General features: G+C 37.8%; 28 protein-coding genes and 1 tRNA gene. 15 read left to right on the top strand and 14 right to left on the bottom strand.

The features are described 5' to 3' along the window. Positions 1-43: 43 nt before the first annotated feature. Both JF53_RS08530 and JF53_RS08525 read right to left on the bottom strand, forming a co-directional pair. A tRNA-Val gene (locus JF53_RS08530) sits at positions 44-116 on the bottom strand. 134 nt (positions 117-250) lie between these two features. Continuing rightward, positions 251-658: an NUDIX hydrolase gene (locus JF53_RS08525; RefSeq protein WP_047982355.1), complete on the bottom strand. Its 408-nt coding sequence runs from the start codon at positions 656-658 to the stop codon at positions 251-253. 388 nt (positions 659-1,046) lie between these two features. Between JF53_RS08525 and JF53_RS08520 the strand changes: the two genes are divergently transcribed. The 6 genes from JF53_RS08520 (at position 1,047) to JF53_RS08495 (ending at position 7,278) form a co-directional block, all read left to right on the top strand. Beyond that, on the top strand, positions 1,047-2,777 hold the full coding sequence (locus JF53_RS08520) for an ABC transporter ATP-binding protein (protein WP_047982356.1): 1,731 nt from the start codon (positions 1,047-1,049) through the stop codon (positions 2,775-2,777). Next, on the top strand, positions 2,767-4,596 hold the full coding sequence (locus JF53_RS08515) for an ABC transporter ATP-binding protein (RefSeq protein ID WP_047982357.1): 1,830 nt from the start codon (positions 2,767-2,769) through the stop codon (positions 4,594-4,596). The genes JF53_RS08520 and JF53_RS08515 overlap by 11 nt, the downstream gene beginning before the upstream one ends. A 60-nt stretch (positions 4,597-4,656) precedes the next feature. After that, positions 4,657-5,385, top strand: coding sequence for an alpha/beta hydrolase (locus JF53_RS08510; RefSeq protein WP_047982358.1), 729 nt, complete (start codon positions 4,657-4,659; stop codon positions 5,383-5,385). 126 nt (positions 5,386-5,511) lie between these two features. Then, a complete protein-coding gene (locus tag JF53_RS08505; RefSeq protein ID WP_047982359.1) occupies positions 5,512-6,030 on the top strand; it encodes a YjcG family protein in 519 nt (172 codons plus the stop codon). Next, complete coding sequence (locus JF53_RS08500; RefSeq protein ID WP_047982360.1) at positions 6,027-6,452, top strand: GNAT family N-acetyltransferase; 426 nt, start codon at positions 6,027-6,029, stop codon at positions 6,450-6,452. The genes JF53_RS08505 and JF53_RS08500 overlap by 4 nt, the downstream gene beginning before the upstream one ends. Positions 6,453-6,519: 67 nt before the next feature. Next, complete coding sequence (locus JF53_RS08495; RefSeq protein WP_236686927.1) at positions 6,520-7,278, top strand: YetF domain-containing protein; 759 nt, start codon at positions 6,520-6,522, stop codon at positions 7,276-7,278. Between the two features lie 60 nt (positions 7,279-7,338). Here JF53_RS08495 and JF53_RS08490 read toward each other — a convergent pair whose 3' ends face one another. From JF53_RS08490 to JF53_RS08480, 3 genes are all read right to left on the bottom strand, one after another. Further along, positions 7,339-7,605, bottom strand: a complete 267-nt coding sequence (locus tag JF53_RS08490; RefSeq protein ID WP_047982361.1) for a hypothetical protein — start codon at positions 7,603-7,605, stop codon at positions 7,339-7,341. Between the two features lie 76 nt (positions 7,606-7,681). After that, positions 7,682-7,879 carry a hypothetical protein gene (locus JF53_RS08485; RefSeq protein WP_047982362.1) on the bottom strand — a complete coding sequence of 66 codons (198 nt, stop codon included), beginning with the start codon at positions 7,877-7,879 and terminating at the stop codon, positions 7,682-7,684. A gap of 94 nt (positions 7,880-7,973) precedes the next feature. Beyond that, a complete protein-coding gene (locus JF53_RS08480) occupies positions 7,974-8,180 on the bottom strand; it encodes a hypothetical protein (RefSeq protein WP_047982363.1) in 207 nt (68 codons plus the stop codon). A gap of 218 nt (positions 8,181-8,398) precedes the next feature. Between JF53_RS08480 and JF53_RS08475 the strand changes: the two genes are divergently transcribed. Further along, positions 8,399-8,890, top strand: coding sequence for a CotY/CotZ family spore coat protein (locus JF53_RS08475; RefSeq protein ID WP_047982364.1), 492 nt, complete (start codon positions 8,399-8,401; stop codon positions 8,888-8,890). 49 nt (positions 8,891-8,939) lie between these two features. Here the strand turns inward: JF53_RS08475 and JF53_RS08470 are convergent, their stop codons facing one another. Both JF53_RS08470 and mgtE read right to left on the bottom strand, forming a co-directional pair. Then, on the bottom strand, positions 8,940-9,482 hold the full coding sequence (locus JF53_RS08470; RefSeq protein ID WP_047982365.1) for a CotO family spore coat protein: 543 nt from the start codon (positions 9,480-9,482) through the stop codon (positions 8,940-8,942). A 115-nt stretch (positions 9,483-9,597) separates the two neighbouring features. Then, complete coding sequence (gene mgtE, locus JF53_RS08465; RefSeq protein WP_047982366.1) at positions 9,598-10,959, bottom strand: magnesium transporter; 1,362 nt, start codon at positions 10,957-10,959, stop codon at positions 9,598-9,600. 232 nt (positions 10,960-11,191) lie between these two features. Here mgtE and JF53_RS08460 point away from each other — a divergent pair, with 232 nt between their 5' ends. Next, on the top strand, positions 11,192-12,361 hold the full coding sequence (locus tag JF53_RS08460; protein WP_047982367.1) for an FtsW/RodA/SpoVE family cell cycle protein: 1,170 nt from the start codon (positions 11,192-11,194) through the stop codon (positions 12,359-12,361). Positions 12,362-12,412: 51 nt separating this feature from the next. After that, positions 12,413-13,159 carry a bis(5'-nucleosyl)-tetraphosphatase PrpE gene (gene prpE, locus JF53_RS08455; RefSeq protein ID WP_047982368.1) on the top strand — a complete coding sequence of 249 codons (747 nt, stop codon included), beginning with the start codon at positions 12,413-12,415 and terminating at the stop codon, positions 13,157-13,159. 2 nt (positions 13,160-13,161) lie between these two features. On the opposite strand, the gene JF53_RS08450 is transcribed toward prpE, so the two are convergent. Genes JF53_RS08450 through JF53_RS08440 form a run of 3 tightly spaced genes read right to left on the bottom strand, consistent with a single transcriptional unit; the run spans position 13,162 to position 15,498 of the window. Beyond that, a complete protein-coding gene (locus tag JF53_RS08450; protein WP_047982369.1) occupies positions 13,162-14,043 on the bottom strand; it encodes an RluA family pseudouridine synthase in 882 nt (293 codons plus the stop codon). 20 nt (positions 14,044-14,063) lie between these two features. Continuing rightward, positions 14,064-14,861 carry an NAD kinase gene (locus JF53_RS08445; RefSeq protein ID WP_047982370.1) on the bottom strand — a complete coding sequence of 266 codons (798 nt, stop codon included), beginning with the start codon at positions 14,859-14,861 and terminating at the stop codon, positions 14,064-14,066. A gap of 28 nt (positions 14,862-14,889) precedes the next feature. Next, the gene (locus JF53_RS08440; protein ID WP_047982371.1) at positions 14,890-15,498 is read right to left on the bottom strand and encodes a GTP pyrophosphokinase; all 609 of its coding nucleotides are present in this window, start codon (positions 15,496-15,498) and stop codon (positions 14,890-14,892) included. A 133-nt stretch (positions 15,499-15,631) separates the two neighbouring features. Here JF53_RS08440 and JF53_RS08435 point away from each other — a divergent pair, with 133 nt between their 5' ends. From JF53_RS08435 to JF53_RS08420, 4 genes are all read left to right on the top strand, one after another. Continuing rightward, positions 15,632-16,201: a CYTH domain-containing protein gene (locus tag JF53_RS08435; protein ID WP_047982372.1), complete on the top strand. Its 570-nt coding sequence runs from the start codon at positions 15,632-15,634 to the stop codon at positions 16,199-16,201. Between the two features lie 89 nt (positions 16,202-16,290). Beyond that, the gene (locus tag JF53_RS08430) at positions 16,291-16,674 is read left to right on the top strand and encodes a globin domain-containing protein (RefSeq protein WP_047982373.1); all 384 of its coding nucleotides are present in this window, start codon (positions 16,291-16,293) and stop codon (positions 16,672-16,674) included. A gap of 17 nt (positions 16,675-16,691) precedes the next feature. Next, positions 16,692-17,588 (top strand): ClpXP adapter SpxH family protein, encoded by an 897-nt coding sequence (locus JF53_RS08425; RefSeq protein ID WP_047982374.1) that lies wholly within the window; start codon positions 16,692-16,694, stop codon positions 17,586-17,588. A 568-nt stretch (positions 17,589-18,156) separates the two neighbouring features. Beyond that, the gene (locus tag JF53_RS08420) at positions 18,157-18,336 is read left to right on the top strand and encodes a hypothetical protein (RefSeq protein WP_047982375.1); all 180 of its coding nucleotides are present in this window, start codon (positions 18,157-18,159) and stop codon (positions 18,334-18,336) included. Between the two features lie 169 nt (positions 18,337-18,505). Here the strand turns inward: JF53_RS08420 and pepF are convergent, their stop codons facing one another. The 4 genes from pepF to spxA all read right to left on the bottom strand — a co-directional run bounded on the left by pepF (position 18,506) and on the right by spxA (position 23,184). Next, a complete protein-coding gene (pepF, locus tag JF53_RS08415; RefSeq protein WP_047982376.1) occupies positions 18,506-20,320 on the bottom strand; it encodes an oligoendopeptidase F in 1,815 nt (604 codons plus the stop codon). Positions 20,321-20,415: 95 nt separating this feature from the next. Continuing rightward, a complete protein-coding gene (locus JF53_RS08410) occupies positions 20,416-21,609 on the bottom strand; it encodes a competence protein CoiA (protein WP_047982377.1) in 1,194 nt (397 codons plus the stop codon). A gap of 95 nt (positions 21,610-21,704) precedes the next feature. Beyond that, positions 21,705-22,391, bottom strand: a complete 687-nt coding sequence (gene mecA / locus JF53_RS08405; RefSeq protein ID WP_047982378.1) for an adaptor protein MecA — start codon at positions 22,389-22,391, stop codon at positions 21,705-21,707. A 397-nt stretch (positions 22,392-22,788) separates the two neighbouring features. Next, positions 22,789-23,184, bottom strand: a complete 396-nt coding sequence (spxA, locus tag JF53_RS08400) for a transcriptional regulator SpxA (protein ID WP_047982379.1) — start codon at positions 23,182-23,184, stop codon at positions 22,789-22,791. 461 nt (positions 23,185-23,645) lie between these two features. Here spxA and JF53_RS08395 point away from each other — a divergent pair, with 461 nt between their 5' ends. Then, the gene (locus JF53_RS08395; RefSeq protein WP_047982380.1) at positions 23,646-23,987 is read left to right on the top strand and encodes a P-II family nitrogen regulator; all 342 of its coding nucleotides are present in this window, start codon (positions 23,646-23,648) and stop codon (positions 23,985-23,987) included. Positions 23,988-24,015: 28 nt separating this feature from the next. Further along, positions 24,016-25,320, top strand: coding sequence for an ammonium transporter (locus JF53_RS08390; RefSeq protein ID WP_047982381.1), 1,305 nt, complete (start codon positions 24,016-24,018; stop codon positions 25,318-25,320). Positions 25,321-25,372 lie beyond the last annotated feature (52 nt).

Genomic DNA, 25,372 nt, shown 5'->3' with positions numbered 1-25,372 from the left:
TTACTGAATTGGAGAGGCTGGTAAAATGCCAGCCTCTTTTTAGTGATTCCGATTGGGCTCGAACCAACGACCTCCACCCTGTCAAGGTGGCGCTCTCCCAGCTGAGCTACGGAATCGTTCTACAAGTAGTTGATGTAATTATATGGAATGTTATTGAGACTGTCAATTCTAAACACCCCACTAGAAGACTGGAATTTAATAGCGAATAAAGACAAGCTCAATTATTGATGAATTAACTATAACACCCATTTTAAAATTCAATATAAAATGGATGAGTACTTTCATCTAAACAATATTCAATTCTCTGCCTAAAATTCTTTAACGTCACCATTTCTAATGCTTTCTTAATTGGGAAAAAGCCTACTTCTAAACTCTCAGGACTAGTTGTTGGCTCCCCTCCAATTACTTTCCCTAAAAACAGCGTATTACAAATGGACTTTTCTACATTTTGAAAGATTCCACAAAACTTAATAACCTCAATGTCTATACCAGACTCCTCTTTCGTTTCACTGATAGCCGCTTCTTTCAGTGATTCTCCTTCTTCAACTTGACCACCAGGCATTTCCCATCCTCTACGCGGTCCTTTTATTAGCAATATTTCATTCTGATTGTTTAATACAATTGTGGCTGCTGAAACAATATGCTTCGGTGTTGCCATAAAAATTGCCCCCTATTCCAATATTTCCATTTCAAATTTAACTCAGTAACAGGTATATACTTACAATATATCACTCTAAAATTCTCATTTCACTCAATATTGCAAATTATACTAAGTTACGTTTGAAAGATATCACGTTTCAATTCAGCGTTCACCGACCATCATTCGGCGGGAAACTCAATATTTCAGCGCAACGTTAAATAATTCAGCGTTTCTTCCATTATTTCAGCGAACCGCCCCACTTCGATCATTCCTCTCCCCAAACACCCCTCCAAATTTCATTCGACTCTCGAAATATATTCTTGGATAAAAACCTGTTTATCATTTATAATAAAATGACATTAAATTTTATGAAAACTATGAATTTCGACAACGGGGGTTTACTTTTGTGAGAACAGTTTTTTCCTTTATGAAGCCATATAAATTAGCAGCAATTGTAGCTTTTTGCCTCATGCTAGTTGAACTAGCGGTTGAGCTCTTACTCCCATTCTTTCTCGGAAAAATGATTGATGATGGTGTGATGAACAGTGATTTAAACAACATCATTATGTGGGGAAGTATCATGATTGGCTTGGCACTTTTTTCTTTTGTTTCTGGACTTATTAATTCCTTTTATGCCTCTCATGCAAGTTGGGGATTTGCTCATGATATTCGGGAAAGATTATTTCGCAAGGTACAGGAATTTTCCTTTGCCAATTTGAATCGCTATCCAACTTCTCGATTAATGACGTTATTCACAAATGATGTTCGGCAAATACAAAATACGATTTTCATGGGATTACGGATTATGGCAAAAGCACCATTAATTTGTGTTGGTGGCGTTATTATGGCATTTGTCGTTAATCCACGACTTGCCGTTATTTTTCTAATAACAGTACCACTTTTAGTAGTGTTCTTATTATGGGTCTTAAAAAAGGCGAGCAACATGTTTAATCGTGTTCAAAAAAGTATTGATAACGTGAACCGTGTTATGCAGGAAAACCTTGCTGGTATGCGTTTAATCAAGGCTTTTTTCAGACGTAATCATGAAGAAGTTCGATTTACAGATGCTAATACGAATTTACGGGATACGACGCGAAAAACTTTCCGTTTTATCGAAGCCTCTATGCCGGTACTGCTATTCGTCATGAACTTAAGCATCATCACCATCCTTTGGTTTGGCAATTCCCAATCGCTTGCAGGTACAACTGAAGTCGGAGATATTGTGGCAATTGTCAACTATGCGATGCGTGTAGCAATGTCTATTTCCATGTTCTCATTCATTATTATGTCATTTTCTCGGACGAAAGCATCCGCTGAACGAATTAGTGAGGTACTAGAGGAAGAGATCGACCTACTAGATCATGAGGATGCCTCTACTACCCAGCAAGTAGTAAATGGGAAAATTGAATTCAAAAATGTTTCGTTCCAATATCCGACTTCCGATGAACCAGTCCTAACAAACATTTCCTTCACTGTAAATCCTGGGGAAAAGCTTGCCATTATCGGCGCAACCGGTTCTGGAAAGTCATCCTTACTCCAGTTAATCCCTAGGTTATATGATGTAACTGCTGGAGAAATACTAATTGATCATAAACCAATTGCTTCGTATAAACTAGAAACTTTACGAAACAGTATCGGCTATGTTCCACAAAATCCACTTTTATTTAGTGGTCCCATTATCGAGAATATATCATGGGGAAAAGATAATGCAACAGACGAAGAAATTCTTCAAGCAGCGCGTGATGCCCAAATTCACGACACCATTATGGAATTACCAAACCAATACCAGACCCAAATTGGGCAAAAAGGTGTTAACTTATCCGGTGGGCAAAAACAACGGATATCTATTTCCAGAGCGCTAATTCGTAAGCCTAGAATTTTAATGCTTGATGATAGTACGAGTGCATTAGATTTAGCAACCGAAGCACGATTGTTACAAGCAATTCAGGACGATTTAAATACGATGCTTATCATTACCCAAAAAATTTCTACCGCCATGAATGCAGATAGAATATTACTGCTGAATCAAGGTAGAATTCTACAAATCGGGACACATGAAGAATTATTAAAAGATTCATCGCTTTATCAAGCGATTGTTACGTCTCAATTTGGAAAGGAGTATCCACATGTCCATTAAGTCACTAAAAGATCCTTTTCAATATGAAAAAATAGCAATTGAAAAAATCCCAGAGGATGTAACGAAAAAACGCGCGAAGAATACGATGGGGACAATCAAACGAATTTGGTCGTATTTAGCACGGGAAAAAGCTAGACTATGGCTTGTTATGTTGGCCGTCTTAGTCAGTTCTGCGATGAGCTTGCTTGGTCCGTTTATGGTCGGGAGGGCAATTGATTATCATATCATACCAAAGGATGTATCCGGATTAGGAGTATTACTAATTGGACTAGTAGCAGTTTATCTCTTCCATTCCTTATCCATCTTTTTACAAAGCTTCTGGATGATTGGAATCGCACAGAACACGGTTTATACTTTACGTTCAGACCTATTTCGTCAATTCCACCGATTGCCAATTTCTTATTTTGATAAACGGCAGCACGGGGAACTCATGAGCCGGGTCACAAATGATATCGATAATATTAATAACACATTAAACCAGTCGGTGATCCAAGTGTTCTCCAGTGTTTTAACACTGGTAGGAACTGTTGGTGTCATGATTTACCTTAGCCCTGTGCTAACGGTTGTTACTATGTCCATTATTCCTGTTATGTTCTTGGCGACACGCTGGATAACCAAACGTACTGGTCCATTATATAAATTACAACAAAAACGACTAGGAGAATTAAATGGTTATGTGGAAGAAACCATCTCTGGTCAGCATGTCGTTAAAACCTTTTCTCAGGAAGAACGCGTTATTAATGAATTTGAATTGAAAAATAAAGATCTAAACCATTCTGGATTTTGGGCGTTAACGATATCTGGTTTTATACCTAAGGTCATGAACATGCTGAACTTCTTAAGCTTTGGAATGATTGCCCTTGTTGGCGGTATTTTAGCCATTAACACGGATCTAGTTACTGTCGGTGTCATCGTGATTTTCACTGAATATGCCCGCCAGTTTACCCGGCCTTTAAACGAACTATCGAACCAATTTAATCTGTTGTTATCTGCTGTTGCCGGAGCAGAGCGTGTCTTTCAAGTTTTGGATGAAGATCGAGAAGAACGCGATGAGGAGAATGCCATCGAGATTCCAAGTACTAAAGGACACTATAAATTTGAAAATGTGTCCTTTGGTTATGAGGATGAAACCATTTTAGATAACATTAGCTTTGAAGCGAAGCCTGGTCAGTCTGTTGCGTTCGTCGGTCATACTGGTGCTGGTAAAACAACGATTATTAACTTAATCTCCCGCTTCTATAATTATGATAGTGGGAAAATCACATTGGACGGGGTCGATATAAAAGATATTAAACGGGCAAGCCTTCGTTCACACATGGCCTTTGTCTTACAGGATTCGTTCCTATTCCACGATACCATTCGGGAAAATATTCGCTATGGTCGTTTGGATGCTACGGATGATGACGTGATGGAAGCAGCGAAAAAAGCGAATGCCCATGAGTTTATCTCCCAACTACCAAAAGGTTATGATACGGTTCTAGACCAGGATGGTAGCGGCATTAGCCAGGGACAAAAGCAGTTACTTACCATTGCCAGGGCATTTATCGCCGAACCAACCATTTTAATTTTAGACGAAGCGACCAGTAATATTGATACCATTACAGAAGTCAAGATTCAACAAGCCCTAAAAGAATTAATGAAAGGTAGAACTAGCTTCATCATTGCCCATCGTTTGAACACGATTCAAGAGGCAGACGAAATTGTTATGCTTGAACACGGGCGAATCCTCGAGCAAGGAAATCATGAAGAATTACTTAACTTAAGAGGGAATTACTATACCCTATATAAAGGTCAGCTTCGAGAGGTGGTTGGAAGTTAATACTACATTCTCTCCATTTCATGTTAAACTAGGACTAGAAACTGTTACGGGGTGAATGAAATGGGCAGAAAAGGAAAAATGCTTGAACGAGAAATAATGAGCAATTTCTTAAATGAACTGATGACGTTAAAGATATATTTACCAGAAGCTTTTTCACCATTATATAAATACCATATTTGCATTATGCAAGACGGAAATGATTACTATCAGCTTGGTCGTATTGCAACCTTAAGTGATCAACTTCATGATGATGCTGCAATTGAAAATACAGTATTTGTTGGGATTCACTACAAAGATCGCGAGGATCGCTTGAGAAAGTACCATCCAGCTGGTGAGCAGCATGCTGCTTACACGAAATTTTTAGTAAAGGAAGTTGTGCCACTACTAGATGACTTCCTCCCTACTTATCACATGGGTGGAACGCGCGCGTTGATGGGAGATTCACTTGCTGGAACATTAGCCCTCGTCACAGCGATTAACTATCCACACACATTTGGAAAAGTAATTATGCAGTCTCCATTAGTAGATGACATGGTACTTGAATCTGTAAGAAATGCAGATCACTTACATGGGTTAGAAATCTACCATACAATTGGAACCGCAGAAACCAGTGTTGAAACAACACTTAAACCCGATGTAGATTTCTTAACACCAAACAGGGCGCTTAATGAGTTACTGGGACAAAAAGGACTAACCTATACCTATAAAGAAATACCTGATGGCATTCATACATGGAAGTATTGGCAAAAGGATATGATCCATGCTCTAACTACTATCTTCGGAGACTAATTCCAGCATTTTCTGAAATAGGTAATAAAACACTTTAAATCTGTTCTTTTTTGTTATAAATTAAGAGAAACCATTGTACTTTGTTACTACTTATTGTATACAGAAAAATAACGAGGAGGTTAACAAATGAAATACGGTATTGCTATTTTCCCATCAAAGAAAATCCAAGATGAAGCAAACTCTTATCGGAAACGATATGACCCACACTATCCATTAATTCCACCACATATCACATTAAAAGAAGCGTTTGAAGCAGATGAGACTGCCATTGAGGATATGGTTATTGAGCTTAAAAAGATTGCAAACGAGACAGAGCCTTTTACAATACAAATCAATAAAGTTAGTTCATTTGTACCAGTCACGAATACCATTTATTTAAAAGTAGAACCGAATCAGGCACTAAATACGCTTTATGAAAAACTGCATTCTGGCAATTTCCCTCAGAATAAAACGTATAACTTTGTCCCACATATAACGATTGGACAAAAACTTTTAGACGATGAGTATTCCGATATCTTTGGTAGAATGAAAATGCGTAGCTTCCAGTTCGAGGATAAGGTAGATCGATTCCAATTACTATACCAATTAGAAAATGGTTCATGGACTGTATATGAATCATTTGTATTTGAGAAGGAATTAGTATGAAAATCATCATTGCAGAAACAGATGACGCCATCCAGCAAGCATTTCAGGTTCGTACTACAGTATTTGTAGAGGAGCAACATGTTCCTGCGGAGGAAGAACTGGATGAACATGATAAATCCGCCATCCATTTTGTTGGCTTTGAAGGAGACCAGCCGATTGCAGCTAGTCGTCTGCGTTTCGTTGAAAGCTATGGCAAGTTAGAACGGATTTGTGTGCTTCATGAATTTCGCGGGAAATCTTATGGAAAAGAAATTATCCTCGCAATGGAGGAAGTAATAAAAGAAAACGGCTATACAAAAGCAAAGCTGAATGCGCAGACCCATGCCGAAACATTCTATCAAAAATTAGGCTATGAAACAGTTTCCGGTGAATTTATGGATGCTGGGATACCGCATGTTACGATGATTAAACAACAACTATAACTACATTAACGAACAGTTCGTGATACCCACGGACTGTTTTTCTTATGCTAACGATGAGGTTATTTGAATGACTTTGTTTAAAACGGAAAAGCTAATATTGGAAAGGGGACGGTTACCAGTGGTTTCCTATTTTCAAATGTTTGCAGATACTTTATTTGGATTCTTTGCTTTGTATCTTTTAACCAAGGTGCTTGGCAAAACACAAATGTCACAGTTATCAGCATTTGATTTTGTCTCTGCTGTCATTATGGGAGAGCTTGTCGGCAATGCCTTGTTTGATGATAACGCCTCGATACTAGAAATTGGCTATATTTTGTTTCTATGGGGCGGATTATTGTATATTACCGAAATCATTTCACAGAAATTCAAAGGAACTCGTGCACTTCTCGAGGGATCGCCTGCAATTGTGATTCAAAACGGTAAAATGATTCGTGATATTATGAAAAAGAGTAAACTCGATGTTAACCAATTGCAGCATCTTCTACGTTCTAAAGATATTTTTTCAGTACGAGAAGTAGAGTATGCCATATTAGAAACAAACGGGACACTATCCGTTCTTAAAAAATCCGATTATCAGACACCAAACCGTAAAGATATGAAGCTTGCACCACAGGATGTTAAGCTTTCCGTTGGTTTAATTAATGATGGAGAAATAATTTATGATAATTTAACAGAGAAAAATCTAACCGAAGAATGGCTAATGGAAGAGTTGCAAAAACAAGGTTTTGACAGCGTAAAAGATGTATTTTATGCGGAATATTTGCGTGATGAGGAATTACTCGTTTTACCTTTTGTCAACCAAGGCCACCGCCGCTATCATCGTTAACTCGAACTCCATCCCTATTTTGTTCTAATAAAAAGACTGTCAATCTGCTGACAGTCTTTTCTATACCTGTTCATTTATATAGATACCTAATCCTGTTATCTCTGTATAGAGATCATCTAGGTCCACTCTAGTTGGCTCTTCAGTCTGGCTAAATGTAGGTGCTAATTTCTGTGACCGAAGCTCATCCTCACGCCGTAATTCCTCATAATTTGTATCAAAAACAGCACGATACGATTTCTCAATCGACGTTATCGTACGCCTTTGTGTAATCATCCTTCTTTGATAGTCCGCATATTCATGTTGTTGAATTGGTAAAATATACCCCATCATACTACCTCCTCAACTTCTTTACTAAAGAATTCGTTGTCATTTCTTACTTTATGACGGTTTCACGGATTTTAAGTTACGATTCCATCTTTTTTTCAAGTGCTTTCATCCAATAATCCACTTCATTTATCGTCTGTAAATACCGGGTATTCCATTCCCCTATCTGTTTCTCAAATGTAATCATCCGCTTCTCTGGATTCTTCAACCATTTCTCATTCTTCTCTAAATGCTTTTCAATAACCCCTAGATTCTTCAGTAACTTCTCTGGTTTCATCCTTGCACCTCCCGTTAGTATGGCAAAAAAAATGCAGCTACACTAGCTGCTATGGGTATGGAATATGGTCATAAGTCAAGCTTCTTACTATATATTAAATCCAGGAGAATGGTCCTCGGTCACGATCTTTCCCTTCACGTTCGTTACTTTCTACCTCTCTATTTATCGATTCCACTCGTTCATCATTTGTACGTCTTAAACCTCCCAAAATTGGGTCACGTCGTCTAGCTGGTTCAATAATAACGTTATCCGCTTGAATAACAAGATCCTTCACGCGAATTACTCTTTTGTTCTCAGACATTTGGTCGTCAACTCCTTCGTGATAATTTGCTCGCTATTAGTCTATGTAACTTCTAGTGATAGGTATGGTCAAATGCCCTGTTTTCCATGCGTTTTTTCAGGGGCAAAAGAAATTATAATCATTCCAGTAGTATGTACACTCGCCCACACCATATGACACATCCCACATATTCTAGTAAAGACAATAAGTCAATAAGCATTAGAAAGGAGAAATGATTCATGGGTTGTGGCAATGGTAGAGTTGAAGGTGCATCAACAAGTGGTAACTGCGTAGCAGACATCCTTCGTGATATTGTTGATGCTCAAAACGATGTTATCGAAAACTGTTGCGATACTAGCTGCGAGCAATCAATTAACGATCTATTAGGCGAAACAGATCCAGGTAATGGTTTGGATACAGTGCCTGTCATTTTATACTGCGCAGGTGATTGTAAACCATTTAAAGGATTTGGAGCTAAACGTGGAAATGGATTAGGTAGTGTTGGCGACATTAAAGCTAGCTTCATTTTCCGTGTTAAAACAGTTTCAGATGACAATTGTGCAGTACTAGAATTATTAGTTGACCCAGATGATCCTTGCGATTGTGACCACTTAAAAGATCCTTGTGATCAAGAAACAGGTAACTTACAAAATACAGGTATCTGCTTAACGGTAGACCTAGACTGCTTCTGTCATGTTACTTGTTTACCAGCAATTAGTGTTTTCGACTGATAATCGTAAAAGCACCATGGAGAACTACATCTCCATGGTGTTACTTTTTTTAAAATCCTAATAAACGAATATCTGTCACTTCGGTAAAATCAATAGTAGATGTTCTTCTCCCAACCAGCATGGAAATTTGGTTATCCTGAAAGTCTTTTATAATACCACGGAATGACCTAGCATCTGTTTTCACTTCACAGCGCATTTTAGGTAAATGACTCGGTGTATTCACAAAGTATTCGACCTTCTCCAATAAAGACATGTCCTTGAATTTTTTCTTTTCGGTACTCGTATCAGATACTGGTTGTTCGACTGATTTTTTTTCCTTTTCCGTAGATGTCTCTTGACCTTTATTACGAGGAGCTCTCCTAACTGGTTGTGGCTCTTTTAATTCTTGGACAAACCCTCTTGTGATCTTGCCTATACTTGTAGATCGATTAGTCGTTTTTTTTTGAGGGGAGGTTGGTTCCGTAGCTGAAGTTGTAGTCAAGACTTTCTTTGGTGTTCTATATTCATGCTGCATTGGTGCAGTTGGTTTACTTACAGTCGGCTGCTGAATATACATTAACGGTTCGTTTGCAAACTTACCACGTTCCGGCATGATCGATGATCTCCTTTCTATTCCATTCGTCAACACATTATATGAACCTAGAAAATAATTGTGTAACATTTGGAAAAACAAAGAAAAAGCACCCTTATTCAAAAGGTGCTTCCATCTATAACAACATATTCATAAATGCAGTTGCCAATCCAAAGTAAATCAATACCGAAATAATATCATTAATCGTCGTGATAAACGGGCCAGATGCTACTGCTGGGTCAATTTTTAATCGATCCATGATGAGAGGAATTAATGAACCAGCAAGGGTAGCTACTACTAATGTTGCCATAATTGATAATCCCACTAAAATCCCTAAGAAGATATCGTTTTGCCAGAGAAAAATCACACCTGTGATAATAATTCCACAAACCGTTCCTGTAATCAGTCCTGTACCAGCCTCACGAAGGATAAGCTTTAACTTTCCTTCATTTCCATACTCACCTGTTGCAAGACCACGAACTGCAACCGCTAGTGCCTGCGTTCCAGTATTCCCTGCCATTCCGGCGATTAATGGAATGAAAATCGATAGGATGGTAACTTGACTAATTGTTTCTTCAAATTGCCCGATCAAGCTAGCCGTAAATAATCCTAAGAACAACAATATAATTAACCAAGGTAATCGCTTTTTCGCTGCGACTAATGGATTCGTATCTGGTGTGTCAACATCAGAAATACCAGCTAATTTGGAGTAATCCTCACTTGCCTCTTCATCAATAACGTCTAAAATATCATCGACGGTAATAATCCCGAGTAAATGGTGTTGGAAATCCACAACCGGTACGGCTAAGAAATCATAATCTCGCATAATTTTAGCTACTTCCTCTTGATCCTCTGCTACAGATACTGAAAATACATTATCATTCATAATGGTCTCTATTTTTGTATCGTCATCTGCAATAATCAAGTCACGTAAGGAAAGAACACCTACTAGTTTTTTATCATTATCCACCACATATAAGTAATAAATCGTTTCGGCATTCGGACCGTCCTTTTTCAACTGAAGCATTGTATCCTTAACCGTTTGTGTTTTATAGACAGAAATTAATTCCGTCGTCATAATACTTCCGGCGGTTTTTTCTTCATAATGAAGCAGGTCTTTAATCTCACCTGCAGCATCATCATTCATAATCGTTAGGAAGCTGACAACCTTGTCCTTTTCCATCTCATTTAAAATATCTACCGCGTCATCTGTAGACATTTCGGCAAATACCATCGATGCGAATCTCGGATCCATTTCGGTGAAAAATGGCTGAATTTCTTCTAATTCAATATGCTCCATAATTCCAGCAACTTCTTCAGGAGAAAGATAATTATAAATTAACATCCGATCGGTTGCTTCCATTTCCATGAAAAACTGTGCTTGGTCATATGGGTGCATCTCAATAAAGTACTGCCTAAAACCTTCAATATTTTCCTGTGCTAAAAATTGTTGAATCGTTTCTAATTGTTCCACTTTGATGTCGTCATTGTTTTCCATGGCGCGCAACCTCCTTCTGTAATTTTACTCTTATAGTTATACCATACCCGCAAAAAAACTTCAGCTAACATTTTTAAATGATGGTATAATAATATATTGTTCCTCTAAGTCTAAGAGGACTACCAATCCGATTTGGTATCTGCAAATATTTATATAATCCGAACGTGAAAAATAAGTAGAAATCGTGTAAACTTTACAATAGACGTAATTAAATTAAAGGTAAGGATAAATCATGAATACTAATAAAAATAACATTGATTATACATTAATTTCTATCGTGCTGCTCTTGGGCGTTATTAGCGTATTTACGCTTTATACAATTGAACCTAGTTTACCAGAAAAATATGCAGGTCAGGACTTCCTCACCAAACAGATTATTTGGTACATTGGTGGAGGTGTCTTCATTTATCTAGTTATGTTATTTGACTATGATCGTTTCCGCCAACTTACTTGGATTCTCTATAGTATTGGGATGATAATGCTCCTTATGCTATTCTTTCGTTTTCCTGGACCAATTATTGTAGAGGCAAACCAAGCGGTAAGTTGGATTAAGTTCCCTTTCATTGGAACATTACAGCCTGCTGAATTTATGAAGGTTATCTTAGTACTATCATTAGCCCATATCATGTACAACCATAATAATAAATATATCGAACAGACCGTAAAAAGCGACTTATTATTATTGGGAAAAATGCTACTCGTAGTTTTACCTCCAATGGCATTAATAGTTGTTCAACCAGATTTGGGTGGATTTTTAGTGCTAGCAGCGATTACTGGCGCTATGGTTTTAGTTTCAGGTATTCAATGGAAGCTAATCTTTACCATATTTCTAATCGCCGTTGGGTTCGTAGGATTAATTGTCGCAGGATATTTCTTATTTCCAGATTCCATTGCTGTTTTTCTAGAAGAATCTATTTTCAAACATGTTTCCAGTAGATTTTATGGATGGATTTCACCTGAAGAGTATTCTGATTCAGGCTATCAACTCGTTCTGGCGATGATGTCTATAGGATCAGGTCAACTTTTCGGTAAGGGCATTCAGAATCTGCAAGTAGAAGTTCCTGAACGACACACCGATATGATTTTCACCGGGATTGCAGAACAATTCGGTTTTATTGGTGCAAGTATCGTTGTCATTTTACTATTCTTATTGATCTATCGTCTGATTCATATCGCTATCCTTAGCAATGATAATTATGGCGGCTATATTATAACTGGTATCGTTGGGATGTTTGCCTATCAAATCTTCCAGAATATTGGTATGTCCATTCAGTTACTGCCGATTACAGGTCTGCCTCTTCCTTTCTTAAGTTATGGCGGAAGCTCGACATTGACCTATTTGATTGCAATAGGAATTGTCTTAAATATCCATTCCCGAACGAAAAAATATATGTTTGAATAAGCGAGAATAGCAAATACTATTCTCGTTTTTCTTTTAGCTTGAGGTGATGATATGAAAATTGATGTTATAGGTGATGTACATGGTTGTTATCATGAACTCTGTCATTTATTTGAGGAATTAGGTTATCAAAATAATCAATATGCATATATCCATCCGGATGGTAGAATTCCTGTTTTTGTTGGGGATTTAACCGACCGGGGTCCGGATTCAATTAAAGTCATTCAACTCGTATATGAAATGGTTGTCAGTCAGAAAGTAGCCAAATACGTGCCGGGAAATCACTGCAATAAGCTCTATCGCTTTTTCCTGGAAAATAAAGTTCAACATCAGCATGGATTAGAAACAACCGTTGCAGAGTATGAAGCGCTGGACAAAAGTACGCAGGAAATTGTTCGCAAGCAGTTTATGACACTATATGAGGAAGCCCCACTTTATCTACAATTACCGGATGCAAATGCAATTGTTGCCCATGCAGGTATTAAGAAATCGTATATTGGTAGACAAGATAAGAAGGTAAAAACGTTTGTATTATATGGTGATATTACTGGAGAATTTGATGAAGAAGGTCGTCCAATTCGCCGAGATTGGGCACAGCAGTATCACGGAGACGAGTGGATTGTGTATGGCCATACGCCAGTCATAAGCCCACGAATAGTCCATAAGACGATTAATATTGACACAGGCTGTGTATTCGGAAATAAGCTATCTGCATTTCGCTTACCCGAACAAACAACTGTTTCTGTCCCATCTAAACAGCCTTTTATGGAAGAAAAATTTAAATCCTTTCCAGATGATTGACCTCAGTCACCTGGAAGGATTTTTTTCATGTCGTCTGGCATCGGGACAGTAAAGCTCTTCCATTCCTTCGTTGCTGGATGTTCAAAACCTAGTTCAAAGCAATGCAAAGCTTGGCGTTCTATATAACTTGAAGTGCCACCGTATAAATCATCACCTGCTAACGGATGCCCGATATGGGAAAAATGCACACGAATTTGGTGGGTTCTACCCGTTTCCAGTTTCACTTCTACTAATGCATGTGTCTGATTGGAACGGATCACCTGATAATGTGTAATCGCTCGCTGACCATCCGCCCGAACAACCCGCTCAATAATCGAATCATCTTTCCGACCGATATTCCCATCAATCGTGCCTTGTTTAGGGATTGGGGTTCCCTCTACAATAGCAAAATACTTTCGCTTTACATTGCCCTGCTTTTGAGATGCCGATAGAATCGAATGACTATACCGATGCTTAGCAATTAACAAAAGCCCTGACGTATCACGATCAAGTCTCGTGACAATATGAATCGTAAACGGAATATTATTTTGTTCATAGTAGTGCAGCACACCATTCGCTATCGTACCTGTTTGATGATGGAGTGATGGAATGGTTGCTACATTTGCTTGTTTGTTGATGACAAGTACCGCATCATCCTCATAGATAATTTCTAGCGGGATTTCCTCTGGAATCATATGAGGACCTTTGACTTCTAGAGGGAATTTTACCGTCACAGTATCTTCTGCCCGAAGTGAATGCCTGACAGTTACCGCTTCCCCGTTAACAAGTATTGTTCCCCCATCATAAATAAGGCTTTTCAAGATTCGCCTTGAAAAGCCTTGTTCATTTCGTAAAAAATCACGGAGCAGCATGCCTTCCTGTTCTTGCTTGATGTTCCATTCCATGTTAACCCACCTGGTCTTCCTTAATTATCAGTTATAAACGAATCACGCACACGATTCCAGAAAGGAAATGGTCTAAAGCGCGCAAAGCGGATTTTTTCCTTTGCCACACGACATTGGATTGATTTAACATTCGTATAGTTATGGGTATTATGATCAATCGTAATGAAGAAGCTTCGATCTACCAACGGCTTTAATAAGCAGGTATGATGCTTAGGCAAAATAAGTGGTGACCCGATCGTACGAAATACCCGATTGTTAATGGAAGCCATTTCCGTTAATTGAATCGCTTCTAAGGTCGGATGAATAATTCCCCCACCTAATGCTTTATTATATGCCGTACTTCCAGAAGGGGTAGAAATACATAATCCATCTCCTCGGAAGGTCTCAAAACGCTCTCCTTTTATTTCCACGTCAAAAACTACCGATCCATCTGGTGTTTTTATCGTAGCTTCATTAAGCGCAAGGTAGGAATCGACTTTATTACCTGTTTTCGATCTGATAATTACTTCAAGCAATGGATATTCCACAATTTGAAACGGTGTTTTGGCAATTTCTATGATAAGTTTTTCCAGTTCCTCGGGCACATAATCGGCATAAAAACCTAAATGACCTGTATGTATACCAATAAATGCAGTAGATGTTAATCGATGATTATATCGATGGAATGCCTCTAGAAAAGTTCCGTCTCCCCCAACGGAAATCACCAAATCCGGTTCTTCCCGATCATACAACAAATTAAAATCAAGCAAATGCTGTTTCATAGTAGCCTTTATTTGATTAGAACGGTCGTCACCTTTTGAAATGATTTTAAACTTCATTCGATTCCCTCCCTATACCACAATGAAATTATTTGCGGCGAAATATCCGCTGTGCTTCTTGAACTTCTGTTTTTATTTTTGACATTTCTTCATCAAGCTTAAAAGCAGCTTCTGCTGCCTTTTGCAAGCGTGCTTTAATATCCCCTGGAATCCTTCCTTTGTATTTATAATTCAAGGAGTGCTCATTAGTTGCCCAAAAATTCATCGCTAATGTACGAATCTGAATCTCTGCAAGCACAACCTTCATCCCGTGGATAGTCTCAACTGGATACTCTATAATCATATGATAGGAACGATAGCCACTATCTTTTTTATTTGCTATATAATCCTTCTCTTCCATAATGGTAAAATCCTTACGAGATCGTAGCATATCAACAATGGTGTAAATATCATCCACAAATTGACAAACGACACGAACCCCTGCAATATCTTGCATATCATCCTCAATACGATCAAGTGATATATGTCTTTTCTCTGCCTTTTCTAAGATACTTTTAACTGGTTTTACTCTCCCAGTAATAAACTCTATTGGCGAATGCATTGCCTCATATTCAAACTGAGCACGCATTCCCTTTAATTTAACCTTTAATTCTTCGACTACTTGTGAATAAGGTGCGAGTATTGCTTCCCAATTCATTCGAACACCACCTGTTACTTGTTACATATTTCTTCCTTATTTTAACACAAATACAATGGATAATCTTTGCATAATTACTTCGGATTCGACATAATCAATATAATTAAACCATTAATACGGGTGGAGGACTAGCATGGCTCAAGAAATAGAAATAGAATTTAAAAACCTATTAACGAAAGCAGAATATGACTTATTATTAGAGCACCTCCCTTTTCCAGAGAGTGGTCAGGAGCAAATTAATTACTATTTCGAAACGCCCGATCGGAAACTACAAATGAACGGCTCTGCATTACGGATTCGCGAAAAAAACGGTAGCCATCAATTAACATTAAAACAACCACATGAGGTTGGATTATTAGAAACACATGATACATTATCACATAAGGAAGCAATGGAATGGATTAATCACCATCCAATCGTCAAGGAAGCTACAACGAAACAGCTCAAGCAGTTGAACATTTCCGTAACGGATTTAAAATGCTACGGAAGTTTAACCACCATTCGTCGGGAATTCCGTGATAAAGGACTTATTTATGTGTTAGACCATAGTATCTATCACAACCAAGAAGACTATGAGCTTGAATTAGAAGCACCTAATTTTCAGGATGGTATAACTGCATTCGAGGCCCTATTACAGAACTTTAACATTACCAAAAAAGAGACACCAAATAAAATTGCGCGATTTTTTAACAGCCTAACGTAAAGCTACTAGACAGATGATTCAATCAGATAAGTTGCTAGCTCTATATTAATGTTGCTACAATATAGACAAATATTAAAGGAGTTATCTGTATGACAACAATACCCGGCACGATATTTGAAGCGATAGGTGGACATGATACTATTGAGCGATTAGTTACACACTTTTATAGTCGAGTCGGTAGCCATCCTGCTTTAAAACCTATATTCCCGGATGATTTGACTGAGGTAGCTCGCAAGCAACGACTTTTCCTTACGCAGTTTCTTGGTGGACCGTCCCTCTATAATGAAGAACGTGGTCATCCAATGCTAAGACGTCGGCATTTACCATTCGAAATTACACCTTCAAGAAGAGATGCCTGGTTAGCGTGTATGGAAGCTGCTTTAGAGGAAGCACAAATTGAAGAACCTTACCGGACAGCTATATTTGATAAGTTAACAATGACCGCTAATCATATGATGAATACACCTGAATAGAAGAAAGGAGAATCGATGTGAGTTGGGAACGTACTGAGCTATTAGGCTCACCACAAACAAACACATCGCCCGGATATAGTTGTGACACTGTAAAAAAACCAATTGAAATTTATGTTTTTATAGATCCTATGTGTCCTGAATGCTGGTCACTAGAACCTTATTTGAAAAAGCTATCGATTGAATACGGACGATTTTTCACATTAAGACCTATCATTTCTGGGTCCTCAAAACCATTAACCCATGATAATTTTGAGCAGCCAAGAAAATTAAAAGAAATTTGGGAGCGAACGGCATCCCGAACCGGAATGAGCTGCGATGGTGATTTGTGGATTGAAAACCCAATTCACTCCCCTATTACGGCCTATCTAGCAATTAAAGCTGCCGAACTACAAGGGATTCGTTTCGGAAAAGTATTTTTGCGAAAGGTACAAGAAAGCTTATTTTTACGGAAGCAGGATATTTCACAGGAATCCGTCTTACTAGAGTGTGCTAAATCAGCAAAATTAGACCTACAAGAGTTCCATAGTGACTTGCATTCTATATCTGCCAAAAAGGCACTCCAATGTGATTACAAGCTAAATCATGAAATGGAAATCGATTATATGCCAACCATGGTATTTTTTCATAAAAACATTGAGGAGCAGGGCATTAAAATCTCTGGACTCTATCCCTATGAAATCTATGTACGCGTACTAAGCGAGATGCTTGAGCGATTACCAATTCCATCCCAGCACCCTTCATTAGAAGAATTTGCAAGGCATTATGAAGTGATTGGTACGAAAGAGGTATCCGTCGTATATAACTGGTCTATCGAAAAAGCAGAAAGAGAAATGAAGAAGCTTCAGCTCAAACAAATCGTAGAAAAAATCCCCGCAAAACACGGGACATTTTGGCAATACATTGATACTAATTAATGCATTTATAATCATTTTTAATGGAAGAAGCCAGGGGAACCCTTGGTTTTTTGTTTTGGGTAAGGAACAAAAGCGCAAGCGCCCGCTAAGGGACGTACGGACTGGGACTGCGATTACTATTACTCCTCCCACCGAAAACATTTAGACTGAGCAGTAGGAGATAAAGGAAACACGGCGACTACAGGGAGCCGATGTTGACTTATCGTACGGAGGTGAAAGAAGTCAGTTAGTCCTTGGGCGCTGGAGCTAGACGTGGCCGTTTAGGTGAAGACAATTTTTCCACAGTGGCTTATTTTATAATTTCCTAGACAAAAAATAAAGGATATACGGGGCAGCGTATATCCTTCTTTTCTCACTTCTTTGTATAAAACAAAGGGGGATGGGAGAAAGTTTCATGATCAAACAAAGGGGTTTTGTTTGTGATTCATCTCACATATATATAATAGCAAGGACTTGTCGATTTTTCAATAAGAATGCTCTCAATTTCACAAATCTGTCACTTCTAATAAAAAATTCGTTACATATAGATGTAATAAGCCACTATTGACTACTAAAAAGGAGGATAAGCATGCGCGAATTATTACCCTATCTTTTTATCATCCTAACCTTTTTTGCATTTTTATTAAACCTATTTGGGTTGCTACAGCTAATTCCATTATACTTCACGCTACCTATTCTTTTCTTCTCTATCTATTTTACCATTTTCTCCTTCGCACATCGGAACACCTATCGCGGAAAGATGCATTAGTATCATTATACATAATGATGTAAAAAGCGGCTGGGACATAAGTGTTAATGGTTAGATAAAATCCGAACGTTGGTGCACGATACCCGCTCCGGGAATATACTTCGCTGAATCAGTGCATTATTCGTCCTTTTATCTTCTCATTTTACTTATGTCCCAGCCTCTTTAATCCTTACTTCGCTAGTAATAGTTTTTCCATTTCGTTTAATTTCTCTTCAAATACATCCAATGCTGCTAGGATTGGTTGTTTCGATGTCATATCCACACCTGCTGTCTTTAATACCTCAATTGGATAGTCACTGCTTCCTGATTTTAGGAAGTTTAAATAACGTTCCACTGCACCCTCTTCACCAGACAGGATCTTGTTTGCTAGGGCAGTTGCTGCTGAATATCCAGTTGCATATTGATACACATAGTAATTGTAGTAGAAGTGCGGAATTCTTGCCCACTCTAGTCCAATTTCCTCGTCTGAAACAACATCTTCACCAAAGTATTTCTTATTTAATTCGTAATATTTTTCCGTTAAGAAGTCAGCTGTTAAGGCTTCACCATCTTGTGCTAACTTGTGAATTGCATGCTCGAATTCAGCAAACATCGTTTGACGGAAAACTGTTCCACGGAAGCCCTCAAGGAAATGATTTAAAAGATATAGCTTTTGCTTTTCATCCACTAATGTATTCAACATATAATCATTTAATAATGCTTCATTACATGTGGAGGCTACCTCTGCCACGAAAATAGAGTAGTTACCATAACGATATGGTTGAAACTTTCTTGTGAAATAGCTATGTGCTGAATGACCTAGCTCATGTGTTAGTGTGAATAAATCATTCACACGGTCCTGCCAGTTCAATAGAATATATGGGTTAGTGCCATACGTTCCAGAAGAATAGGCACCACTTCTTTTCCCTTTATTCTCCTCTACATCTATCCAGCGATTAGCAAAGCTTTCTTTAATAACATCGGTATACTCTGTTCCAAGTGGTTGCAGGCTATCTAAAACATATTCTTGAGCTTTTTCGTATGGAATTTCCATATCAACATCTTGTACAAGTGATGTATACATATCATACATATGTAATTCATCCACACCTAAAATTTGTTTGCGTAATTTCGCATAACGATGTAATAATGGTAATCGGTCATTAACAGCTTCAACCAGATTATCATATACTTGTTCAGGAATATTATTATTGTCTAGCGCTGCTTGTCTTGCAGATTCATAGTGATGGACCTTCGCATCAAAATTATGCGCCTTCACGGTGCCACCTAACGTAGAAGAAAACGTATTTTTAAATTGACCATAGGTAGCATACATTGCTTTAAATGCATCCTCACGAACACGACGATCTTTTGACTCTAGGAATCCTACATAGCGGCCATGTGTCAGATCAACCTCTTCCCCGTTTTCATTCTTAATGCTAGGGAATTTCAGATCGGCATTGTTTAACATACCAAATGTTTGGGCACCTGTTGATAATGCTTCTGACGCTTCAGCCAAAAGCGCTTCCTCTGTTTCACTTAATACGTGCTTACGTTGTCTTAAAATTTCATTTAAAACATGTTCATATAGCTTTAATTCTTCTTTTTCTTCTAAATAGCTCTTGATGGTTGCTTCATCCATTTTAAGAATTTCAGGAACTAAATAACTCAAAGAGCTTTGTGCTAGAGTCAACACATTTTCGGCTTTAGCATTTAACGCTTGATAAAATGAGTTCGTCGTATCTTGATCATAGCGCATATGTGCATATGTATAAAGCTTACCAAGTCGCTCTGACAATTGATCCTGTAACTTCAATACATTGAATAAGGTATCTGCAGATTCTGCTACCTTTCCTTGAAACTCTGTAATGCTTGGAATCTCTTCTTTCAAACTATTCAATTCATCTTCCCACGCTGCATCTGTCGCAAAGATATCCTCTAATCTCCACGTACGTTCAACTGGTACTTCACTTCTTGATTGAAGCTCTTTCGTTGCTTTTGCCAATGTAGTTCCTCCTTTTAATCTTTCTATACATAGTAATTCGACACAGAGGAAAATATTCCTACTGTAAAACTATATTATTTAGTATAACGAATCATTTAGGAATCATGCTCATGATTTGCTTGAAAATTTTTGCAAAGATACTCCATAAGCAGTTCGTCACCTTTTAAAGCATCTTCTAAAGTAGCGTGAAACACGAGTTGCTTGCATTTTATAAACTTATTTGGGGTAGTCGGTCTCAGGATTTGTAAAAGACTAAGCAAATGAAGATATTCTAGTATTGGGTCATTTGAGGAATTAATCAGTGGGAACGTTTGGCGAGTAATAGATTTTCGCAAAAGATTGTAACAGTTATTAAGGGAAAAACTATCACCAATGGCTAGTGGTTCGATAATCTCTAGACATATTCTGCTTTGCCAATTCCAAGGTTCTGTATCCAACAGATATGGTGATGATACAGGAAGATAAATACTGGAGGGGAGCTTTTCCCAGTGTGTGCCCTTCAGATAGAGCCATTGATACCAAGCACGCTCCTTGCCATATACCCTTCTAGGCTGATGCATCCTAAACTTAAATTTAGCCTTCTTCCATTCCTCAAGCATGCATAATGGATTTGCTCGTGTTAAATTAAATAGCTGGAGAAAAGGGATGGTATGAAGCTTTTTAATGGTAAGATTTGCAATGACGCGGCTGTGTTTAATTGGAAAGAGATCAGTGGCATGGATAAGATGATTTGTATGAGGATCAAAAAAATATATAACGGATAACCTTTTACGAGGATAAACATGAATAAATTGTTGGATAAATTGATCAACCTGAATCACATTCTTACTTTTTCGCTTCAAGTGATTTACTCCTAGGATCCAAACTGGCATGATACCTACTTTTATATAACCATTTGTACGCTGTTGTATTGTATGAATTGGTATTCTTGCACATTGATACTCAATTGCTATTTTCTTCTCCTTATACTGTAAATAAATATCTGGACGCTGCTGAATTTGTGGGATGTACTCCTCGAGCGAGACCTGGAGTCCTTGGTTTTGTAACCATTGAAATAATGCTAGTTTTCCTTTCTCATGATATTCCCCCTCTCCGCCTTCACTAGATGGGCAATCCGCTGTTGAATAATGCGAAAAGTGTGGGATAGACTTTGTTCCAGCTTTAATCATTACCTTACTATTGCAGGTTGGACAATAGAATTGCCTATGCTTACGCAGCCATTCTATTTCCGATTTAGTGCGTCCGTATAATGTAACCAGCTTTCCTGTATTTAATTTTGCTTGAAGCATTTTGATCGTCACCTCCTCCTCTATACATTCGGTAGAGATGACAAAATCCCTGCTAAAAATCTCCAAAAAAATAAGACACCTTGTATTTAGGTATCTTAGATAGTTGCAGGAAAATGTTGGCGAACCGCTTCAAATGTATTATTTTCAAATATCTTCTTACCATATTCTTCTAATACATGTACTGTCATATCGGAGTCGTCACCATATTCAAATACTCTTGAAATGATATCTTCTTGACTATGTTCATCAAGTATATCTTGAGAAAATTCCATATATAAATAGTACTTACCATTATAATAATATAGTGTTTCTTCCTCACTATTTGTTTCTTCTTGGAAATGATGACTTAATTGAATGACATCCTCAAAATCGTTAAATCCAGCTATAATCCACAGATTCTCTTCGATATAATCCTCATCTAATTCACTAACGTCATTCTTGCCAAATTTTTCTTCTAAGAAGGATTCGACTTTTTCATCCACTGGAATATCGATTGTTGTACCATCTTCGGTCGGAAATTCTAGATTATCTCCATTCTTAGAAAGTTGTGCTTTCGTAACCACAATTTCTAAGCCCTTTTCAAGCGCATGAACTTGAATCCACAATGGACCTTCTACATGAAAGTCTTCCTTATAATTTACCTCGTCCATCATTTGCCAGAATAATTGTTCACTGCGCTCACGATTGTACCAGATCTCTTCTCGCTGAAAACCACGATCTTCAATATCAACATAGGAGATAAAAAATTTTACCGTATTTTCATTAATTCTTTCGATTTCCATGTATTTCTCTCCCTTCTTTTGTTCATCCAGCTCCAGCGCCAAGGGACTATCAATCTTTTTGGTGGGGCGAGTAACCGCAAATGGTTTTCGGTGGGATAAGTAACTTCAATCCCAGTCCCAGTCCGCACGTTGCTGCCAAGGCGCTTCCACTTTTATTATTGGGCAGAAGAGCTTCTTCACCTAATCTATAGAAAGTAAGTTAGTTTCTCTTTACGTTTATTGTATGTTAGCATATTGCATTTTGGAAATTAATATGCCTATATACATTTATTTAAAATATTATTTTAACTTATATTCATGGTTTTGTCATCAGCTAAGTTTTTCGTAAGTCGGAAACGAAAAGCGCAGATCAATGTGTCAGATCTGCGCTTTTTACTTTTTCACATTCGTTGTTTGGCTAGTTTACCATGCGTTGAGCTTCTCGTAATTGAAAGGTACGGACAGTTCTTGGTAAAAATCTTCGAATCTCATCTTCGTTATAGCCAACCTGCAATCGTTTCTCATCCAGAATAATTGGTCTTCTTAATAATCCTGGATTTTGCTGAATTAACGTAAATAATTCTTGTAATGGAAGCTGTTCAATATTTACATTCAATTTTTGAAAAACCTTAGAGCGAGTTGAAATTATTTCATCTGTCCCATCCTCGGTCATGCGTAAAATCTCTTTTATTTCATCCAATGATAATGGTTCAGAGAATATATTGCGCTCCGTAAAAGGGATATCATTTTTTTCTAGCCATGCCTTTGCTTTTCTGCAAGAAGTACAACTTGGTGAGGTATAAAGTGTTACCATGATACTTCACTCCTCGATATGTCTACATTTTATAAACGGAATCCACCTACAGGGAGAAATTCCACTGTGAGATTACTTGCCCAATTACCAATATAAGGTGGCGTGAGCAAATATTGCTTTATTAAATAACAATAAGTTTAAATAACCTATATGTATAAGTATACTATACTTGTCAAGCAAAAGGTAGATGATACAAGTCTATTTTCACGATGTTCACAAAATAGTTTAATTTACTTCTACTATACCCAAAATCCACTTCCAATAAACCTTTGCAACTGATACGAAACCCCAAATCATACCACTACCTCTTCACCGAATGTTAGGTTTTCTTACATTCGATTGTTTATTTTTATAAATTTTCTAAAAAAACACTTGATTTTTGATAAAAACCACCTTATGATAAGTAATATAATTCATGATGTTATAAAACCTTACATAAGATTAAAAAGGGGGGACTACATTTGAAGAAAATCGAGGCAATAATTCGACCGGAGAAATTTCAAGATTTAAGAGCTAAACTATCTGAAATTGGCATTAGCGGTCTTACGATTACTGAAGCTGCTGGAACTGGTAAACAAAAAGGACAAAAAGGTGTATTTCGTGGAACCACCTTTCAAATTCAGCTATTACCGAAGCTTAAGGTTGAAACAGTTGTTGAAAACGAACAGGTGGATGAAATCGTCGCAATAATTATTGAAGCTTGTAATACAGGTGAAATCGGTGACGGAAAAATTTTCATTCATCCTATTGAAGAAGTAATTAGAATCCGCACAAAAGAACGCGGAGCGGAAGCAGTCTTATAAACAAACATTTACTTGAGGAGGAAATTTAATGAGTCCAGAGCAATTAGAATTATCCATTAATCTCGTATGGGTAATGTTAGGGGCATTTCTAGTATTTTTTATGCATGCAGGTTTTGCAATGGTGGAATCAGGATTTACACGTTCTAAAAACACACTCAATATTTTAATGAAAAACTTCTTAACAATTAGTGTCTCAGCAATTTTATTCTTTATCGTAGGTTATGGCTTAATGTTTGGAAGTACAGCAGGATCATTTATTGGTTCTGATGGATTTTTATTAAGCGGTGTTGAAGATATTGGATTCTTCGTATTCCAAGCAATGTTTATCGCAACTTGTGCAACTATTATGTCTGGCGCTGTGGCAGAAAGAATTAAGCTTGGCAGCTATGTCCTTATTGTAGTTGCGATGACAGCAGTTGTATACCCAGTGGTTGGACATTGGGTATGGCAAGGTGACGGCTGGCTAACTAATCTTGGATTTAGTGATTTCGCTGGTTCTACTGTCGTTCATTTAACTGGTGCAGTCGGTGCCTTAATGGTCGTATTAATATTAGGACCGCGTCTTGGAAAATACAGTGGTAAAAAAGTTAATGTTATCCCTGGTCACAATATTCCACTAGGTGCTCTCGGGGTATTTATACTTTGGCTTGGCTGGTTTGGATTTAACGGCGGTAGTTCATTAGCTGCTGATCCAGAGCTAGTTCCAATGGTAATTGGAACAACCTTATTATCTACTTCTGCAGCATTGGTTTCTTCTGCAGCCTATACGAAGCTTCGATTTAAGAAAGTGGATGCTTCATTGTCCTTAAACGGTGTTTTAGGTGGACTTGTTGGGATTACCGCCGGGTGTGCAGAGATTTCTCTTGGTGGTTCTATTATCGTCGGTTTAATTTCCGGTGTTGTTCTTGTTGAAGGAATTCGATTCTTAGATGCAAAAGTCAAGGTTGACGATCCAGTTGGAGCTATAACAGTTCACGGAATCTTAGGTATTTGGGGTACATTAGCAGTTGGTCTATTCTCTACGTCTACTGGTTTATTTTACGGTCATGGTCCTGCACAGCTTGGTATTCAGCTAATCGGTGTCCTTGCTGTAATTGCCTGGGTTGCTGTTACAATCGGTGGATTTACGTATGTACTAAATCTAATCTCGCCAATCCGTGTGACGAAAGAAGAAGAAATTGCTGGTCTTGATTTCACCGAGCATGGTTCCAATGCGTATGATTTTAAAGATACTTTATTAACAAATGATGATTTCGAATCACCTGCTGTTGCAGGTCTTGCCTTAGCAGATCGGCTAAATAATCTTACTCCTGAAGGTAAAACAGTCCAATAATGTTAGAATACTACTGCTTCTAAAAGCAATAGTTATCTATAAACTCCCTAAA

It is taken from the genome of Ornithinibacillus contaminans (assembly GCF_001038425.2).
In the GTDB taxonomy this organism is placed as follows: domain Bacteria; phylum Bacillota; class Bacilli; order Bacillales; family Amphibacillaceae; genus Ornithinibacillus; species Ornithinibacillus contaminans.
Note: the sequence above shows the minus strand (reverse complement) of the source record. Positions and strands in the feature narration are given on the sequence as shown.

Coding starts and splice junctions, on each gene's coding strand:
- JF53_RS08525 (WP_047982355.1), bottom strand. CDS start 658: ATGGCAACACCGAAGCATATTGTTTCAGCAGCCACAATTGTATTAAAC.
- JF53_RS08515 (WP_047982357.1), top strand. CDS start 2,767: ATGTCCATTAAGTCACTAAAAGATCCTTTTCAATATGAAAAAATAGCA.
- JF53_RS08510 (WP_047982358.1), top strand. CDS start 4,657: ATGGGCAGAAAAGGAAAAATGCTTGAACGAGAAATAATGAGCAATTTC.
- JF53_RS08505 (WP_047982359.1), top strand. CDS start 5,512: ATGAAATACGGTATTGCTATTTTCCCATCAAAGAAAATCCAAGATGAA.
- JF53_RS08500 (WP_047982360.1), top strand. CDS start 6,027: ATGAAAATCATCATTGCAGAAACAGATGACGCCATCCAGCAAGCATTT.
- JF53_RS08495 (WP_236686927.1), top strand. CDS start 6,520: ATGACTTTGTTTAAAACGGAAAAGCTAATATTGGAAAGGGGACGGTTA.
- JF53_RS08490 (WP_047982361.1), bottom strand. CDS start 7,605: ATGGGGTATATTTTACCAATTCAACAACATGAATATGCGGACTATCAA.
- JF53_RS08485 (WP_047982362.1), bottom strand. CDS start 7,879: ATGAAACCAGAGAAGTTACTGAAGAATCTAGGGGTTATTGAAAAGCAT.
- JF53_RS08480 (WP_047982363.1), bottom strand. CDS start 8,180: ATGTCTGAGAACAAAAGAGTAATTCGCGTGAAGGATCTTGTTATTCAA.
- JF53_RS08475 (WP_047982364.1), top strand. CDS start 8,399: ATGGGTTGTGGCAATGGTAGAGTTGAAGGTGCATCAACAAGTGGTAAC.
- JF53_RS08470 (WP_047982365.1), bottom strand. CDS start 9,482: ATGCCGGAACGTGGTAAGTTTGCAAACGAACCGTTAATGTATATTCAG.
- mgtE (WP_047982366.1), bottom strand. CDS start 10,959: ATGGAAAACAATGACGACATCAAAGTGGAACAATTAGAAACGATTCAA.
- JF53_RS08460 (WP_047982367.1), top strand. CDS start 11,192: ATGAATACTAATAAAAATAACATTGATTATACATTAATTTCTATCGTG.
- prpE (WP_047982368.1), top strand. CDS start 12,413: ATGAAAATTGATGTTATAGGTGATGTACATGGTTGTTATCATGAACTC.
- JF53_RS08450 (WP_047982369.1), bottom strand. CDS start 14,043: ATGGAATGGAACATCAAGCAAGAACAGGAAGGCATGCTGCTCCGTGAT.
- JF53_RS08445 (WP_047982370.1), bottom strand. CDS start 14,861: ATGAAGTTTAAAATCATTTCAAAAGGTGACGACCGTTCTAATCAAATA.
- JF53_RS08440 (WP_047982371.1), bottom strand. CDS start 15,498: ATGAATTGGGAAGCAATACTCGCACCTTATTCACAAGTAGTCGAAGAA.
- JF53_RS08435 (WP_047982372.1), top strand. CDS start 15,632: ATGGCTCAAGAAATAGAAATAGAATTTAAAAACCTATTAACGAAAGCA.
- JF53_RS08430 (WP_047982373.1), top strand. CDS start 16,291: ATGACAACAATACCCGGCACGATATTTGAAGCGATAGGTGGACATGAT.
- JF53_RS08420 (WP_047982375.1), top strand. CDS start 18,157: ATGCGCGAATTATTACCCTATCTTTTTATCATCCTAACCTTTTTTGCA.
- JF53_RS08410 (WP_047982377.1), bottom strand. CDS start 21,609: ATGCTTCAAGCAAAATTAAATACAGGAAAGCTGGTTACATTATACGGA.
- mecA (WP_047982378.1), bottom strand. CDS start 22,391: ATGGAAATCGAAAGAATTAATGAAAATACGGTAAAATTTTTTATCTCC.
- spxA (WP_047982379.1), bottom strand. CDS start 23,184: ATGGTAACACTTTATACCTCACCAAGTTGTACTTCTTGCAGAAAAGCA.
- JF53_RS08390 (WP_047982381.1), top strand. CDS start 24,016: ATGAGTCCAGAGCAATTAGAATTATCCATTAATCTCGTATGGGTAATG.